Origin of the sequence: Pseudomonas synxantha BG33R (assembly GCF_000263715.2) — a bacterium.
Classification (GTDB): domain Bacteria; phylum Pseudomonadota; class Gammaproteobacteria; order Pseudomonadales; family Pseudomonadaceae; genus Aquipseudomonas; species Aquipseudomonas synxantha_A.
On sequence record NZ_CM001514.1, the window covers coordinates 3,099,788 to 3,115,481 of the forward strand.

At 60.0% G+C, this 15,694-nt stretch carries 14 protein-coding genes; 5 read left to right on the forward strand and 9 right to left on the reverse strand.

The genetic code is table 11. From position 1 onward, the window contains the following. Positions 1-210: 210 nt before the first annotated feature. Both hppD and PSEBG33_RS13610 read left to right on the forward strand, forming a co-directional pair. Positions 211-1,287, forward strand: a complete 1,077-nt coding sequence (gene hppD / locus PSEBG33_RS13615; RefSeq protein WP_005788238.1) for a 4-hydroxyphenylpyruvate dioxygenase — start codon at positions 211-213, stop codon at positions 1,285-1,287. 164 nt (positions 1,288-1,451) lie between these two features. Beyond that, positions 1,452-2,681 carry a dermonecrotic toxin domain-containing protein gene (locus PSEBG33_RS13610; protein WP_005788240.1) on the forward strand — a complete coding sequence of 410 codons (1,230 nt, stop codon included), beginning with the start codon at positions 1,452-1,454 and terminating at the stop codon, positions 2,679-2,681. 55 nt (positions 2,682-2,736) lie between these two features. Here PSEBG33_RS13610 and rarD read toward each other — a convergent pair whose 3' ends face one another. The 3 genes from rarD to PSEBG33_RS13595 form a co-directional block, all read right to left on the reverse strand. Then, a complete protein-coding gene (rarD, locus tag PSEBG33_RS13605; protein WP_005788242.1) occupies positions 2,737-3,618 on the reverse strand; it encodes an EamA family transporter RarD in 882 nt (293 codons plus the stop codon). A gap of 127 nt (positions 3,619-3,745) precedes the next feature. Further along, entirely contained in the window at positions 3,746-4,762 is a 1,017-nt protein-coding gene (locus PSEBG33_RS13600) for an aldo/keto reductase (protein WP_005788244.1), read from the reverse strand. Between the two features lie 81 nt (positions 4,763-4,843). Next, positions 4,844-5,746 carry a LysR family transcriptional regulator gene (locus PSEBG33_RS13595; protein WP_005788246.1) on the reverse strand — a complete coding sequence of 301 codons (903 nt, stop codon included), beginning with the start codon at positions 5,744-5,746 and terminating at the stop codon, positions 4,844-4,846. Between the two features lie 101 nt (positions 5,747-5,847). Between PSEBG33_RS13595 and PSEBG33_RS13590 the strand changes: the two genes are divergently transcribed. Next, complete coding sequence (locus tag PSEBG33_RS13590) at positions 5,848-6,552, forward strand: SDR family oxidoreductase (RefSeq protein ID WP_005788248.1); 705 nt, start codon at positions 5,848-5,850, stop codon at positions 6,550-6,552. A 24-nt stretch (positions 6,553-6,576) separates the two neighbouring features. Here the strand turns inward: PSEBG33_RS13590 and PSEBG33_RS27375 are convergent, their stop codons facing one another. Together PSEBG33_RS27375 and PSEBG33_RS13585 are read right to left on the reverse strand one after the other, a co-directional pair. Next, positions 6,577-7,449, reverse strand: coding sequence for a hypothetical protein (locus PSEBG33_RS27375; protein WP_032803537.1), 873 nt, complete (start codon positions 7,447-7,449; stop codon positions 6,577-6,579). Positions 7,450-7,628: 179 nt separating this feature from the next. Then, on the reverse strand, positions 7,629-8,939 hold the full coding sequence (locus PSEBG33_RS13585) for an MFS transporter (RefSeq protein ID WP_005788253.1): 1,311 nt from the start codon (positions 8,937-8,939) through the stop codon (positions 7,629-7,631). 161 nt (positions 8,940-9,100) lie between these two features. Between PSEBG33_RS13585 and PSEBG33_RS13580 the strand changes: the two genes are divergently transcribed. Together PSEBG33_RS13580 and PSEBG33_RS13575 are read left to right on the forward strand one after the other, a co-directional pair. Beyond that, on the forward strand, positions 9,101-10,216 hold the full coding sequence (locus PSEBG33_RS13580; protein WP_005788254.1) for a sugar diacid recognition domain-containing protein: 1,116 nt from the start codon (positions 9,101-9,103) through the stop codon (positions 10,214-10,216). Positions 10,217-10,316: 100 nt separating this feature from the next. Further along, entirely contained in the window at positions 10,317-11,456 is a 1,140-nt protein-coding gene (locus tag PSEBG33_RS13575) for a glycerate kinase (protein ID WP_005788256.1), read from the forward strand. On the opposite strand, the gene PSEBG33_RS13570 is transcribed toward PSEBG33_RS13575, so the two are convergent. The 4 genes from PSEBG33_RS13570 to PSEBG33_RS13555 form a co-directional block, all read right to left on the reverse strand. Continuing rightward, the gene (locus PSEBG33_RS13570) at positions 11,446-12,558 is read right to left on the reverse strand and encodes a class II histone deacetylase (protein ID WP_005788258.1); all 1,113 of its coding nucleotides are present in this window, start codon (positions 12,556-12,558) and stop codon (positions 11,446-11,448) included. The two genes, PSEBG33_RS13575 and PSEBG33_RS13570, sit on opposite strands and share 11 nt — an antisense overlap. Next, on the reverse strand, positions 12,555-13,709 hold the full coding sequence (locus PSEBG33_RS13565) for an MFS transporter (protein ID WP_005788260.1): 1,155 nt from the start codon (positions 13,707-13,709) through the stop codon (positions 12,555-12,557). The genes PSEBG33_RS13570 and PSEBG33_RS13565 overlap by 4 nt, the downstream gene beginning before the upstream one ends. Before the next feature lie 22 nt (positions 13,710-13,731). Beyond that, entirely contained in the window at positions 13,732-14,607 is an 876-nt protein-coding gene (locus PSEBG33_RS13560; RefSeq protein ID WP_005788261.1) for a transporter, read from the reverse strand. A 99-nt stretch (positions 14,608-14,706) separates the two neighbouring features. Beyond that, positions 14,707-15,678, reverse strand: a complete 972-nt coding sequence (locus tag PSEBG33_RS13555; RefSeq protein WP_005788263.1) for a helix-turn-helix transcriptional regulator — start codon at positions 15,676-15,678, stop codon at positions 14,707-14,709. Between the last annotated feature and the right edge of the window lie 16 nt (positions 15,679-15,694).

Here is a 15,694-nt window from a genome sequence, read left to right on the forward strand (position 1 = left end):
ATCGGTTTACGCATACAAGAATATGGACTTGCGCTCACGCAAGCCTCGGCCGTCAGAGACTGATGACACCATGAAGCTACTCGGCTCCCCCCTCATCTTTGGTGACTTCCTCGCCCGCAGCGTGCGGGGTCTTTCCTGTGCGCCACCCTCGAACCTCATCCTTGCTCGCAACTGATCAATTGCTACCTACAAGAATGATGAGGCATCGAAATGACCGACCAATATGAAAACCCAATGGGCCTGATGGGCTTTGAATTTATCGAATTCGCATCGCCGACGCCTGGCACACTGGAGCCGATCTTCGAGATCATGGGCTTCACCAAGGTGGCGACCCACCGCTCCAAGGACGTGCACCTGTATCGCCAGGGCGAGATCAACCTGATCCTCAACAACGAACCCGGCAGTCTCGCCGCCTACTTCGCGGCCGAACATGGGCCGTCGGTGTGCGGCATGGCATTCCGCGTCAAGGACTCGCAAAAAGCCTACAACCGGGCCCTGGAACTGGGCGCCCAGCCGATTCATATTGAAACCGGGCCGATGGAGCTGAACCTGCCGGCGATCAAGGGCATCGGCGGTTCGCCGCTGTACCTGATCGACCGCTTCGGCGAAGGCAACTCGATCTATGACATCGATTTCGTCTATCTCGAAGGCGTTGACCGCAACCCGGTAGGCGCGGGTCTCAAGGTCATCGATCACCTGACCCATAACGTCTATCGCGGACGCATGATCTACTGGGCCAACTTCTACGAAAAACTGTTCAACTTCCGCGAAGCGCGCTATTTCGACATCAAGGGCGAATACACCGGCCTGACCTCCAAGGCCATGAGCGCACCGGATGGCAAGATCCGTATCCCGTTGAACGAAGAATCGTCCAAGGGCGCCGGGCAGATCGAAGAGTTCCTGATGCAGTTCAACGGCGAGGGCATCCAGCACGTGGCGTTCCTCACCGACGACCTGGTCAAAACCTGGGACGCGTTGAAGAAGATTGGCATGCGTTTTATGACCGCACCGCCAGACACTTACTACGAAATGCTGGAAGGCCGCCTGCCGAACCACGGCGAGCCGGTGGACCAGTTGCAATCGCGCGGCATCCTGCTGGATGGCTCCTCGGTTGCAGGCGATAAGCGCCTGCTGCTGCAGATCTTCTCGGAAACCCTGATGGGGCCGGTGTTCTTCGAATTCATCCAGCGCAAGGGCGACGATGGATTTGGCGAAGGCAATTTCAAGGCGCTGTTCGAGTCGATTGAGCGCGACCAGGTGCGTCGCGGCGTACTGACTGCCGAGTAATTCAATGGATAACGAAAAAGCCCGGTTTTTACCGGGTTTTTTTGTGTCGGTTATATCGGGTTGCAATTGCCGGGCGGTGGAATAGGAACAGATGTTTTTTCAAGTATCACACAGAGGCGAGGAGCGCAGAGAAACCTGCGCTTCCATTCCGAAGAGGTCCGCTTATGAATGTGAATTCTCCTACCCATCAACGCCCGATGGAGCCCAGCCTACCAGCGGAACAGGCCGCGCCAGTTCGTAATGTGCGTTCATCCGATGATGCAGACCCGGTCAATCAGGCGCGTAAGAAGTTTCTGGATGATGGTGAAACCGAGTTCCTGGGCGACACCCTCAGCGCCGAGGGTTATCAGTTGGTGAAGGCTGTGGTCTCACCCAACAAACCGGGTGCGCCTGGGGTGCAGGTCTCGACATTCGCGGTTGATGGCGCTCAGTCCAATGACATGATGGTGATCAAGCGGGTGCCGCCTACCGAAGATGGGCCTAATTTCGTGCTGTATATGCCGGAAGATGACGTAACCTCGTTTCATGAGTTCAAAAATGCAGAGGAAATGACGGCCTGGCTCAAGGACGTAGCCAATGACCTGACTGAGCGAAAGCGATTTACCCAGCATTTTTCCAATCCTGAAGCACCCAAGCAGCAGGAACGGGTCAACAAGCAGTTCGGCGAGTTCGCAGCTGGTGATATTAATGCGGTCGTGGGTAGTTTCGGCCATGAGCGGGGGGATATTTTCGAGCGGTTGAACAAAGACGCTTCGGTCCCACCCGCTCAGGTCGACGAGCTGGTGCGAATGCAGCTCTATAAACTGGAACCAGATGGCAAGGCGTTTTATGTCGGGTATCGGCCAGATGGTGAGGCCATCGTCTATAGCTACGACGCTTATGGAAACTTGCAAGGCGGCGGCCAAAAAAAGGACGCCAAGGCGAGGAGATTTTATTTCGTCCAAAACGGGTTGAACCAAAACCAACCGCTTGAACCCATGACCTTCAATGAGTTCCGCAAGAAAATAACCAGTGTCTCCCTGAACAACGTGCGCGCTAATGACCTAATGGGTCTTTACGACGAGTTCCTGAAGCAACTCCGAAGTCCTGGGCATGGCCTGGCTACCGCGTTGAAAGCGCTGAGTGTTCCTGACAACGTGGCGAATTCCATCGAAACCATCCTGAAAGACCCCATCAAAGGAACACTGCTTGAATTGAATCACGATAATCGTATCGGCAAGCTGTTTGGTGTCGATAAGGCAGAGATGGATGCCAACTTGGAAAGGGTGGGCAGTCAAATCCAGAGCAACATCCCCCATTACGGTAAGTGGAGGGAAAGGCTGGAGAGCACAGCCGACGTTATTGAACAAAGCGTAGGTACGCCTGAATTACCGACGACCGAAGTCAGGACCTGACTCGACAAAGGGGAATGGATACCCCCACGCCATTGCGCCACTTCCATCCAGCCATTCAAGCTCGGTGCTGACGCACTAGATGTTTGAACCCTTCATACACCAGTACCATCACCGCCAGCCAGATCGGGATATAGGTCAGCCATTGCCCGCCTTGGATGCCTTCGCCCAACAGCAGAGCCACCGCCAGCAGCAGCACCGGTTCTACGTAGCTCAGCAGCCCGAACAGACTGAAGGCCAGCAAGCGACTGGCAATAATGTAGCTCACCAGCGCCGAAGCGCTGATCAAGCCCAGCATCGGAATCAACCCGTATAGCTTGGGATGCACATCGAGCACAGCAAAGCCCTGTTCACCGCTCTGAACAAACCACCAAGCCACCGGCAGCATCAGCGCCATATCCAGCCACAGCCCGCCCAAATGGTCGGTGGTCAGGTATTTGCGCACCACGAAATACACCGGGTAGCCGATGATCACCACCAGCGTTGCCCAGGAAAAACCACCAGCCTGATACAACTCGTTCAGTACGCCCAGCGCGGCAAACACCACAGCGATCTGTTGCAACCGTGACAACCGCTCGCCGTAGACCAGGCGCCCGGTGAGCACCATGGTCAGCGGCAGCAGGAAGTACCCAACGGACACGTCCAGGCTGCGCCCATTCAGCGGCGCCCACATAAACAGCCACAGTTGCACGCCGAGCAAGGCAGAAGACACCAGCACCCCGGCGATCAGGCGCGGCTTGGCCGCCAATATCCGCAACAGTTCCCACACCCGCCGCCACTCGCCGCTGACGATCATGAACACCGTCATGCAAGGTACTGTAAGCAACATGCGCCAGCCGAAAATCTCCAGACCACTCAACGGTGTGAGCAGTGACGTGAAGTAATACATCACGGCAAACAACACCGAGGCCAAGACCGATAACACCACACCTTTAGACACACTGTCCTCGCGAAAGCCGATTCATATCCAGTTCCAGGAGGGGAGTATGGCGTTTTTTGCGAGAAATAGAATGTGGGCGGGAGTTTGCTCCCACCCACATTTTAATCTCCATGCTATCAGGCAGATTTCAGCCCGCTCGCAACGCCACGCGGCCGGAAACAAAATGGCCCACATCGTTGAACCCCGGAGTGGACGAGTGCCCAGGCGTGACCAGCGAATCAATGAAGGCCTCATCCTCAGGCGTGATGTTTACGTCCAGCGCGCGAGTGTAGGCATCCCACTGCGCCTCGGTACGCGGGCCCACAATCGCCGAACTCACTGCCGCATTGTTAAGCACCCAGGCAATTGCGAACTCTACAATCCCCACGCCACGTCCCTGAGTGTATTGCTGGATCAGTTGGGCGATGCGCAGCGACTCCACCCGCCATTCGGTTTCCAGGATGCGCTTGTCCTGGCGCGCGGCACGGCTGCCTGGCTCGGGTGTAACGTCAGGTGCGTACTTGCCACTGAGCACCCCTCGGGCCAGCGGACTGTAAGGCACCACACCCAAACCATAGGCTGCCGCCGCTGTGATTTGCTCGACTTCGGCCTGGCGGTTGACGATGTTATACAGCGGCTGGCTGATAATGGGTTTATCTACCCCCAGGCGCTCGGCCACGCGAATCACTTCAGCGATGCGCCAACCGCGATAATTGGACAGGCCCCAGTAGCGGATCTTGCCTTGGCGGATCAGGTCGCCAATGGCCGACACGGTTACCTCCAGAGGCGTGTCGTGATCTTCACGGTGCAGATAGTAGATGTCCAGGTAATCGGTATCCAGGCGCGCAAGGCTGGCTTCCAACGCATTGAAGATGCGCTTGCGGTTCAACCCGCTGCGGTTGGGCAAACCATCGGCGGGGCCGAAGCCGACCTTGGTGGCCAGCACCCAATCCTGGCGATTGCGCGCAATGGCTTCGCCGACGATCTCTTCGGAGCGCCCGCCGGTGTAGACGTCGGCGGTGTCGATAAAATTGATACCCTGGTCCCAGGCCTTGTCGATGATACGCAGCGAGTCTTCGGTGCTGGTTTGTTCGCCAAACATCATGGTGCCGAGCGTCAGTGCGCTGACCTTCAACCCGGACTGGCCCAATGTGCGGTAAATCATGCAAAGCTCCTCATGGCAGGCAAATGTGAGTCATGCAATACCAGACCCGACGGCTCTGGAACAAGCCCTGGGTGCATTTCTTCATCCGCGCAGCAATGTCTGGCAGCGTGCCTGTAAAAAGCGATGCAGCACTTTCACCCGCTCCGACACTTGCAGGCGGTGAGGGCACATCAGGTTGAACGGCGTGGGTTCGCCTTGCCAGTCGGGAAGCAACTGCACCAGCCGCCCGGCCTGGATGTCCCGGGCCACATCCAGGTTGGCTTTATAGACAATGCCATGGCCGGCCAGCGCCCAGCGCCGAACGATTTCGCCGTCATCGCTGAGGTAGTCACCGCTGACTTCGACCTCCTGCAGCAGTGTGCCCTGGCGGAAATACCAGGTGCTATTGGCCTGCCCGCGGCGCATGTAGCGCAGCGTACTGTGCTGCGCCAAATCTGCAGGTACCTGCGGTGCGCCGTAGCGCGCCAGGTAGTCGGGGCTGGCGCAGACGATGCGCTGGTGGCCGGGCACCACCGGCAGCGCCACCAGGCTGGAATCCCTCGGCACGCCAAAGCGCAGGGCGATGTCGACGGTGTCGCGAAACAAATCGGCATTGCTGTCGTTGAGTAACAATTGCAGGCGGATGTTCGGGTGCTCGAGCTTGAACTCATCCAACCAGCCCAGCAGCACATTGCGGCCAAAGTCCGAGGGAGCGGCCAATTGCAATAAACCACTGAGGCTTTGGCCTTGTTGCTTGATGGCATGTTCGCCTTCGGACAGGGCTTCCAGCGCCACTCGCACGCTGTCCAGATAACGCCGGCCTTCTTCGGTCAGGCGCATGCTGCGGGTGGAGCGAGCAAGCAGGCGGATGCCGAGCCGGGTTTCAAGGCGCTTGAGGGCGATACTGGCTGCTGCTGGGGTAAGGCCGAGGCCACGGGCGGCGGCCGTCAGGCTACCGGTGTCGGCGCTGCGTACAAAGACTTCAAGGTCGAGAATCGAGCCCATTGATAAAAATCCTTTAAAGATCTTGTCGTTTTACCCGGATTTTTCGCCGATTGCCAAGCTGGGAAGATGAAGGCTCACTTTCTTGTCCAGGTAGTTTCCTCATGATTTCTTCTCTGAGCGGTAAAACCGTCATCGTTATTGGCGGCAGCAGCGGTATCGGTGCCGCCGTAGCCCAGGCGGCCATCGCTCGCGGCGCGCACGTGGTGCTGGCCGGGCGTCGCTTGACCTCCGGCATCGAGAACGGCGTACGCAGCGAACCGGTAGACGTCACCGATAGCGCGTCGTTGCAGCGATTGTTCGAAACGGTGGGGCACTTTGACCACCTGGTCTACACCTCGGGCTCTTCGGTGCGGGCCAAGCCCCTGATCGAAACCGACCTTGGCGAAGCCCAGGACAACTTCAATGTGAAACTCTGGGGCGCGCTGCGTGCGATTCAACAAGCGCTGCCGTTCCTGAATGAACACGGCAGCATCACCCTGACTTCCGGTCAGTTGGGGCGCAAGCTGGCAGGGGGGCAGTTCATCAAGACCGGCATCAACGCTGCGACCGAGGCATTGGGCAAGCAACTGGCCAAGGAACTGGCGCCACGTCGGGTCAATGTTATCAGCCCGGGCGTGATTGACACCCCGGCCTATGCCGGGTTGGCGCAAGAGCAGCGCGTGGCGATGTTTGCCAACGCGGGCGGGGCATTGCCGGTTGGCCGGGTAGGGCAGGCTGAAGACGTGGCGGCGGGGTATGTGCTGGCCATGGAGAACAGCTTTATAACGGGAAGCATCATCGATATCGACGGCGGCGGACAACTGTAACCGCCCACCGCCGGTGCCCTTTGGTTAATGACGGGCCTTGTCCAGTGTAAACGTCCCTATGGCAGTAAACTCAGGCCCGTCATTTCTTCGAAAGGAACAGGCAAACTCACCCGAGCCATGCTCGTCAGTGACTTCTTCGTTCAGTTTCAGCACCCCAGCATGGGCTGTCACCGTCCCATAGCTGTCGAGTCGTTGAAACTGAACGCGGACGTCATTGTTGCCGGCCAGGTCATGGATCAATCCCTTCGCGTCGTTATAGACCACGATGGCAAAAATATTCCGAGTCCGCGGCAAGCCGTCATCGTAATAGTCGCCCATGAAGATTCGGCGATCCGGGCGGTGGCCCCCGAAGTCGGAGCTATCAATCCGCAGGTCGGTTTTGAAAGAGTAAGAACCCGGTAGTGGTCCCCCCTCGAAGGTCAGGTTCAGTTCGCCTTTTGCCGGATACTGGGCGCTGTGAACCATTGACACGCCTGTCAGGTCGACATCACCTTTTGTCAGCGTTATCTGTTTATCGCTACCAAACTGCGCTTTACCCGAGAAAGACGCCTGCATCCGTTCACCGTCGAATGACACTGTTATCTCCCCGGCAGTTGCCCAATAGGGAGAAATACCCGAGTTTTCATGCGCAGAAAAGAGCAACCTGGCGCGCCCATCGGCAAAGCTATAGCTGTGTTGGGTCCCGTCACTCGGTAGCTCAGCGGGAAGATAAATATCAATGCCATAAAAATGGTTGGGCTCTGGCGAGAGCCGTTTTGTCGCCACCAAATGCCATATTCCATTTGGCTCCTGGTACATATCCATTTTATCCGCGTCACCCTGGAAGGTCAGGTTGTGCGCGCCTGCTACTGTGACTGCTAACGTACCTTGAGTGCCCTGTGCCGTTTTACTGATCATCTCGATAGCCCTTCAAGAAGTGAAATGAATTCACCAAGAAGGCTAAACGCGATCCAGGAATTTGAATACTGTCAAAAGTGACAGGTATAAAAGGCAAGCCTTTAATTCCATTCAAGGCACCGTGTGCCGACGCAAACACCCTCACGCCTTCCAAGAGCATCTGCGCCGTCCCGTGGAGGTTAAACCTTGAGCGTACGCGTCATCCTCAAAGCCAGCACACTCCCACCCACAATCACCGCCGCCAGCAGGTACAACGCCACATCCGTGGACCCAGTGGCATCCTTCACAAACCCCACGATATACGGGCTGAGAAACCCCGCCATCTGCCCCATGGAGTTGATCAACGCCAAGCCACCCGCTGCGGCACCGGCACTGAGCATGGCCGTGGGCACCGGCCAGAACATTGGCAGGCCGGTCAGGGCGCCCATGGTGGCGATGGTCAAGCCAAGGATGGCGATGGCCGGGGTGGTGGCGAAGTTAACCGCAATCACCAGGCCGATGGCGCCCATCAGCATCGGCACTACCAAGTGCCAGCGACGTTCCTTGCGCAAGTCGGCGGAGCGGCCCACCAGCAACATGAACACCGCCGCCAGCAGATACGGGATCGCGCTGAGCCAGCCAATCACCAGGTTGTCGCTGAAGCCCAGGTTCTTGATGATCGACGGTAACCAGAAGTTGATGGCGTACACGCCGCTCTGGATGCAGAAGTAGATCAGGCCGAACGCCCAGATCGCCGGGTTCTTGAAGACTTCAGCCAGCGAATCGCTGGTGGTTGCGGGCTTGTTCGCCAGGTCCGTGGCCTGGTCGGCTTCCAACACTGCGCGTTCATGGGGCTTGAGCCACTTGGCATGGGCGAAGCTGTCACTGAGCAGGAAGTAGGCGAGGGCACCGAGGATCACAGTCGGGATGCCTTGCAGCAGGAACATCCACTGCCAGCCGGCCAACCCGCCTTGGCCGGCGGCGAAGTGGTTGAGAATCCAGCCGGAAAACGGGCTGCCGAGCAAGCCGGACACCGGAATGGCCGACATGAACAGCGCCATGATCCGCCCACGGCGGAAGGTCGGAAACCACTGTGAAAGGTACAACACCACCCCTGGAAAGAAGCCGGCTTCAGCGGCACCGGTAAACAGGCGCAAAGTGTAGAAATGCGTGGGCGTAGTCACGAACAGCAAACACGTGGAGAGCGTGCCCCACACGATCATCATCAACGCGATCCAGCGCCGTGGGCCGAACCGGGTCAGCGCCAGGTTACTCGGCACGCCGCACAGCACGTAGCCGATAAAGAAAATCCCGGCGCCCAGGCCGTACACGGTTTCGCTGAACTTCAACGCATCGAGCATCTGCAACTTGGCAAAGCCAACGTTGACCCGGTCGAGGTAGTTGAACAGGTAGCAGATAAAGATGAAGGGGATCAGGCGCAGGGTAATGCGCTTGTAGATGGCGTTTTTATCGTCATCGCTGGCCAGTGCGGCAGTAGCGCTCTGTGACATGGGGATTCTCTCTTTATTATGATTTTTCGCGGCGCGAGGGTAACGTTGACCGCCCCAACAGTCTCAGCGACGTGATGGGCGACTGTCTTTGTGCCGGCGCACAGCGAAGCCACCTTTGCGCTGTGCCGGTGAACAACCCGTCTTTTCAGGAAATTAGCCCCATGTTCGAGTTGGATCATGACTTGGCGCAGGAGATTGTCGATCGCACCATGGCAATCCTGCCCTATAACGTCAACGTCATGGACAGCCAGGGCCTGATCCTCGGCAGCGGTGAGCCGGAGCGTATCAATACTCGTCACGAAGGGGCGCAGTTGGTCCTGGCCAATGGCCGGGTGGTGGAAATCGACGGGCAGACCGCCAAGCATCTCAAGGGCGTGCAACCGGGCATCAACCTGCCGCTTATGCACGATCAGCGGCTGATCGGCGTGCTGGGCATTACCGGCGAACCCGATGGCCTGCGCACCTATGCCGAACTGGTGCGCATGACGGCTGAAATGTTGGTCAGCCACCGCCATCAGCAAGCCGAGCAGCAATGGCGACGCCAGCGTTGTGATGATTTGCTGGCCTTGCTGCTGGCCGACAATGGCGACTCCCCCCGTCTGGTGGACGAAGCCCGGCAACTGGGCCTCAAACCGCATCTGGCGCGCACGCCATACCTGTTCGAACTGGGCCCGGGCCAATCGGCAGAAGCCTTGAGTGCCTGGCTCACCAGCCGCTATCCCGACAGTTGGTGCGTCAGCCCTGCGCAGTTCTCCCTGCTGTGGTGCCGGCCTGCCGCTGTGCAGGTCGATAATCCGCGTTTGCTGGAAAAGCTCGACGGCCTGGGTTGGACTATCCTGCGTGTTGCGGTTGGCGGGCAAGCGGATGGCTTGCCAGGGTTGCGCCGATGCTACCGCCGTGTCGGTGATCTGCTTGCCTATGGCCGCGATCTCCTGCCGCAGACACGCCTGTTGACCCTCACCCGTTATCGTCTGCCGGTCATGCTCTGGCGTCATCGCAACGACGACGCCCTGGACGAGTTGCTCAACCCCTTGCGCAAGGTGCTGGCCAAGGACAGCAACGGGCAACTGCTGGCCACCTTGCGCAGTTGGTGCGAGCACGACGGGCAAAGCCAGGCGTGTGCCGATGCCTTGGGCATCCACCGCAACAGCTTGCGTTACCGCATGGAGCGTATTGCCGAACTCAGCGGCGTCGACCCGCTGACCCTCGACGGTATGCTTACCTTATACCTGGGCGTGCAGTTGTTGCCTCAGCCTCTGGAGGCGCAGGCTTTGTAGAAATGACCAACAAACCCCACCTGCACTTGTGCATCGGACCGGCGTCATTGCCCAGGCCAACTGGCAGCATGGGCATCATAAAAACCGGAGAAAGCCCATCATGAAGATCATCATCGCCCCCGACTCGTTCAAGGACAGCCTCAGTGCCGCAGGCACGGCCCAGGCCATTGCCGAAGGGTTGGCCCAGGTCTGGCCGGATGCGCAGTTGGTCGAATGCCCAATGGCCGATGGCGGTGAGGGCACGGTGGATGCGGTACTTGCTGCGTGCAATGGCCAGTTGCGCCGGCAAACCGTGCGAGGCCCACTGGGAGACGAAGTCGAGGCACGTTGGGGCTGGTTGGCCGACAGCCATACCGCGATTATCGAGATGGCCGAGGCCAGTGGTTTGCAACTGGTCGCGCCGGGCCAGCGCGACGCGTGTTCGACGACAACATATGGCACCGGGGAGTTGATCTGCGCCGCCCTGGATGCGGGGGCGCAGCGCATTATCCTGGCGATTGGCGGCAGTGCGACCAACGATGGCGGGGCTGGTGCGATGCAGGCCCTGGGTGTGCAACTTTTTGACGCAGAAAGCCAGCCGCTGTCCCCGGGTGGGCTGGCGTTGGCGGGCCTGGCGCGTATTAGCCTTGAAACGCTCGACCCGCGTTTGGCGCAGGTGCGTTTTGAGATCGCTGCTGACGTCAATAACCCCCTGTGCGGTCCTCACGGTGCCTCAGCGATTTTCGGCCCGCAGAAAGGTGCGAGTCCCGAGCAGGTGGCCCAACTGGACGCCGCCCTTGACCATTTCGCCCACCACTGCGCCCAGGTGCTGCCCAAGGATGTGCGCGACGAACCGGGCAGTGGTGCTGCCGGTGGCCTGGGCTTCGCCGCCAAGGCATTCCTCGGTGCACAATTTCGTCCGGGCGTGGAGGTGGTCGCCGAACTGGTTGGCCTCGAACACGCCGTACGCGGCGCCGACCTGGTCATCACCGGCGAAGGCCGCTTCGACGCTCAGACCCTGCGCGGCAAGACCCCGTTCGGGGTTGCGCGCATCGCCAGCCAGCACGGCGTACCGGTCATTGTGATCGCAGGCACCTTGGGCGACGGTTACGAGCAGATGTATGCCCACGGTGTGGATGCGGCGTTTGCCCTACCGTCGGGACCAATGAGTCTGGAGCAAGCCTGCAGCGAGGCCCCTCGCCTGTTGCGCGAGCGCGCCGCGGATATTGCGCGGGTGTGGCGCCTTGCTGCTAATCACTGACCCCCTGCGCCAACCGCTCCACCCACTGTTGCTGAAACGCTTGCAGCGCCGCACCGGGTTGCTGCAATTGCACAAACTCCAGCATTGGGTCTTGCACCGCGGTGCGCACGCCGCTTAATTCCTCCAGAGTCGCCAACCCGCAAAACGGTACGTAGGCTTCGCTGTAACCGCCTTCATGCACCAGCACCAGGCGGCCCTGGCACATACGCTCGGCTGCCTGGCGCAGGCTGCGGGTCATCAGCCGGAACGATTCGCTGTGCAGCAACATGCGCGCCAGTGGGTCGACGGCATTGGCGTCATAGCCGCAGGCGACGATGATCAGCTCTGGCTCGAAACGCTCAAGGGCGGGCAACACGATGCGTTCCATCGCATGCGCATAGGTTGCGTGACCACTGCCCGGCGGCAGCGGGATATTGATGTTGGCGCCCAGGCCAGGACCCCGGCCACGATCCTGTTCGCCGCTGTAGCCCGGTGGGTAGCAAGCGTCCTGATGCAGTGAAACCGTCAACACATCGGCGCGCTCCTCGAAGATTGATTGCGTGCCGTTACCGTGGTGCACGTCCCAGTCGATCACGGCGACTTTGCCGAGCCCGTTATGGACCTTGGCCGCTTCGATGGCAATGGCAATATTGGCGAGAAAGCAGAAGCCCATGGCGCTGTCTGCCAGGCAGTGATGCCCAGGTGGCCGGGACAGGGAATAGGCATTGTGCGCCTGGCCCTTGAGCACCGTGTCTACGGCGGCGATGGTCAAGCCCGCAGACAGTTTCGCGATCTCGTAGCTGCCCGGCCCAATCGGCGCCTGCGGGCCGAGCTCGCCGCCGCCAGCATCGCTCAGGGCCTTGAAGCGTTGCAGATAAGCGCTGCTGTGCACCCGTAGCAGGTCTGCTTCACTGGCCGGCGGTGCGCTAAGCAGGTGCAGATGACGCGTCAATCCAGACACATCCAACAAGCTTTTCAAGCGGCGTTTGGTCTCCGGGGATTCGGCATGACCGCTGCCAGCCGGCGGTTGTACCCAGCCGCCTACGGGTAATGTCAGCGCGTGCGCACCTGCGCTGTGCCACAGGCTCATTTCATCGAAGAAAAATGCGGTGGTTCGGTTCATACCGGCTCCAGTTCGGTGAGGTGGTTGGGACGGCTGGTGAGGATCATCACCAGGGAAAGCAACGTGATAACGGCAGCGCCCAGCAGCAGAAGGGTGAACCCGCCGCTGGCCTCGATCAGGCGGCCGGCAATCGCCGGGCCGATGGCCAGGCCACCGCCGATCACCAGGTTGGAGGCGTTCATGAGTTTGCCGCTGTGATCAAGATCGGCCAGGCAGGCCAGCACCAACGGCAGGATGAACGTCCAGATGAACTTGAACAGCAGCGCCGCCAGGGCAAAACGCAGCAGCGCTGGCTCGCCGAGCAAAAGCAGCACAGCCGCCACCATCAGCGCATAACCCCCGAGCAACAGCATTGCTCGGGGCAGTCGCCCGCCAATCAGCGACGCGCTCGCGGCGCCGGCAATGCCCATTACGGTTGCGATGGCGAGTACCTCACCACTGTGTTGCGGGGAAATCCCGACACTGGCGCCCAAGGCACCGATAAAGGTCCAGACACCGCCCAAGCTGATGTAAAAGGCCAGGACCGCGCCGAGCCCCAGCGCGGCTTTCCAGCGCGAGCCAGGCAATGAAGGGCCGTGGCTTGCCGGTGCCGTGGCATTGCCAGCGGGAAACGCCCGGGCCAGAGGCAGTAACAGGGTCATCAAGCCCGCAAGGATCAGGTAACAGGCGTTCAGTCCAAACCGCTCGAACAAGCCCGGCAGTACGATCAGCCCGAGTGCACCGACGACTAATTGGCCCATCACCCACAGCCCGTAGACACGGCTGGGATTGGCGGTAGTGGCGGCGCTGGCCAGGCAGAGGATCATCAATGAGCCGCCGGCCAGGGCGCTGGTACAGCGCAGCGCCAGTAACGCTGCATAGGTGTCGGCGCGCATCGACAACAGATTGGCCACGATAAACAGCAGCGCTGCAATCAGGGCCGCGGCGCGCCAGTCAACGCGCTTGAGCCACCACCAGGCAGGCAAGGTCGCCAGGCTCATCGCGCCCAGCTCCACGGAAAACAAATCGCCAATGCGTGCCGGGCTCAGTTGCCATTCGCTGGCCAACTGCGCGGCCACGGCGGGTGCGGTCATCAGGATGGTTGGGGTGATGGCGGCAAACAGCACGATTGCTGCCAGCCGTGCCTTTGCCGCAGAGGGTTGAGTAGGCATTTTCAAACTCCAGGAATGGGGATCAGAACACATGGACCAGGCGCAGCAAGGCCTCGGTCCCGGCATAGCCGTTGGAGGTAGCGACGTTTTGCGAAAGGCTGACCATCAGTTGGTTCTGGGTGTCGAGCCAATGCCCCAGTTCCAGGCCCAGTTGCGTGTAGCGTTTGTGGGTATCGTCGATACGGCGATTGTTGATGCGCAGCGCACCACCATCCGCCTGGATCAGGCGCAGTGCCCCGTAAGTGGCGGCGCTGAAGTCATAGGACGCGAAGGCTTGCAGGCGGTACAGCGGGGCTTGCTTGAGTTCGCTGCCAAAATAGTCGTCATTCCTGGCGTAAAGCTGGGCTTCGAGGTTGGCTTCCAGCACCCAGTTGTCGCCGATGCCCTGGGTGTAGTTGTAGACAAAGGTGGCGCCCCAACGGTTGGCACCCGGGGACACATCCGGGTTATGGCTGTGGTACTCACCTAGCGGCACGGTGATCAGGCTCAACAGGCCGCTGTAGGTGCGCGATGCCGGGTCGTTGATGAAAAACAGCGTGCCGCCCACTTGTGGATCGCCCAGGCCGCGCTCGCGGGTGCGCTGCTCAGTGCCGGGCAAGCGCGCCGTAATATCGGCAAATGGCAGGATGAACTGCGGCGTACACAGCGTGCCGCAGGCGTCGGTGAAATACACCTGGCGGTAGGCCAGGGCGTTGACCTTGAGGTCGGCCTTGCCGGTGCTGTCGGCGGGCCCATGGAAATCGCCGGCACGGGTGGCGGGCAGGTACACCACCCCCAGGCTGGTGCCCGGCGGTGCGCCGAAAAAGTCCCGGGCGTTAAGGTCGGCGGCCTGGCTGTCGAGGCTGAGCAGCGTGCCGCCAAGCAGCACTGTGATCTTGCATAGAGGTGAATGAATCATGGCAAGGCATCTCTTGTAAGCGGCAGCCAAAAAACGGGCAACAGCTGCCCGCGACCGTGAAAACGAGCGTGGCAAAGTCTTAAGTTGAAAGGGCGAGGATCAGTCGGGAGGGGCGTGCACCAAGTGCGCTATACGCGCCTTGTCGTTGACCCCGAGCTTGGTGTAAATGGCGCGCAGATGGTGGCGCACCGTATTGGGTGAAAGGCCAAGGTCGCGGGCCACTTGCTTATAAGTCTTGCCCTCGCCAAACCCCTGGGCCACGTCGTTCTCTCGCGGGCTCAACTGGGGCAGTGCACGGTTGAGGCGCGCCGCCAGCAGCAACTGGTCGCCCACTGCCGAAACCTGGATGTGAATGTGCTTGCCGGCATGGCCGCGTTCATCCAGTTGTACCGGCAGGGTAGGGCCGCTCCAGCGCGGCCACTCACTGAGCAAAATGTCGATAAAGCCGCGCTCGGCGCATTGCAATACGCCTCGAGGGTCGCATACGGCCAAGGCGAGGTTGCGTGGGCTGGTCAGGGTTTCACGCATGGCCACCAGCGTGCGGATCTGGTTCGCGGACACTGCCGCCACCAGATGCAACATCAGATTATTGAGCAGCAGGCAGTCATGGGTGTTGAACCTGGGCGCACCGGGTTTGCGGTACAGCGTCAGGTGGTCGCTGAGGTGGGTTTGCGGGTCGATATGGATCACGCACAGCAATTGGTCCAGGCCGTGGCGCTGCCCCAGCCAATTCAAGGCGCTGCCATTGGCCGGGTCGCGCATGTCGATGATCACGGCCTGGCCGGGTGTTGCATGAACTCGGCCGACGGTCACGTCCAGATGGCGGATCGACTGCCAGTCCGCCAGGTAGTGTGGTGGCAAATGGTACAGGTAACTGTTGTGCTCCTCCGGCACACCCTCAATCACCGCCGCGCGCCCCCACCAGGCACTGTCAAATGCCAGCAACTGGCTCAGCCGCGCCAGGGCATGGTGCTGGAAATGTTCGATGTCTTGATGTTGAGCCAGGCGCTGCAGATCCAGGGCCAGGGTACTGAAGGCCTGCAACAGGCCATTGGAATCAAGGCGACTCATAGGTATTCCTCTGTGG

Excerpts from the sequence above, each read along its gene's own strand:
- hppD (WP_005788238.1), top strand. The coding sequence starts at position 211 with ATGACCGACCAATATGAAAACCCAATGGGCCTGATGGGCTTTGAATTT.
- PSEBG33_RS13610 (WP_005788240.1), top strand. The coding sequence starts at position 1,452 with ATGAATGTGAATTCTCCTACCCATCAACGCCCGATGGAGCCCAGCCTA.
- PSEBG33_RS13600 (WP_005788244.1), bottom strand. The coding sequence starts at position 4,762 with ATGATTTACCGCACATTGGGCCAGTCCGGGTTGAAGGTCAGCGCACTG.
- PSEBG33_RS13595 (WP_005788246.1), bottom strand. The coding sequence starts at position 5,746 with ATGGGCTCGATTCTCGACCTTGAAGTCTTTGTACGCAGCGCCGACACC.
- PSEBG33_RS13590 (WP_005788248.1), top strand. The coding sequence starts at position 5,848 with ATGATTTCTTCTCTGAGCGGTAAAACCGTCATCGTTATTGGCGGCAGC.
- PSEBG33_RS27375 (WP_032803537.1), bottom strand. The coding sequence starts at position 7,449 with ATGATCAGTAAAACGGCACAGGGCACTCAAGGTACGTTAGCAGTCACA.
- PSEBG33_RS13585 (WP_005788253.1), bottom strand. The coding sequence starts at position 8,939 with ATGTCACAGAGCGCTACTGCCGCACTGGCCAGCGATGACGATAAAAAC.
- PSEBG33_RS13580 (WP_005788254.1), top strand. The coding sequence starts at position 9,101 with ATGTTCGAGTTGGATCATGACTTGGCGCAGGAGATTGTCGATCGCACC.
- PSEBG33_RS13575 (WP_005788256.1), top strand. The coding sequence starts at position 10,317 with ATGAAGATCATCATCGCCCCCGACTCGTTCAAGGACAGCCTCAGTGCC.
- PSEBG33_RS13570 (WP_005788258.1), bottom strand. The coding sequence starts at position 12,558 with ATGAACCGAACCACCGCATTTTTCTTCGATGAAATGAGCCTGTGGCAC.
- PSEBG33_RS13565 (WP_005788260.1), bottom strand. The coding sequence starts at position 13,709 with ATGCCTACTCAACCCTCTGCGGCAAAGGCACGGCTGGCAGCAATCGTG.
- PSEBG33_RS13560 (WP_005788261.1), bottom strand. The coding sequence starts at position 14,607 with ATGATTCATTCACCTCTATGCAAGATCACAGTGCTGCTTGGCGGCACG.
- PSEBG33_RS13555 (WP_005788263.1), bottom strand. The coding sequence starts at position 15,678 with ATGAGTCGCCTTGATTCCAATGGCCTGTTGCAGGCCTTCAGTACCCTG.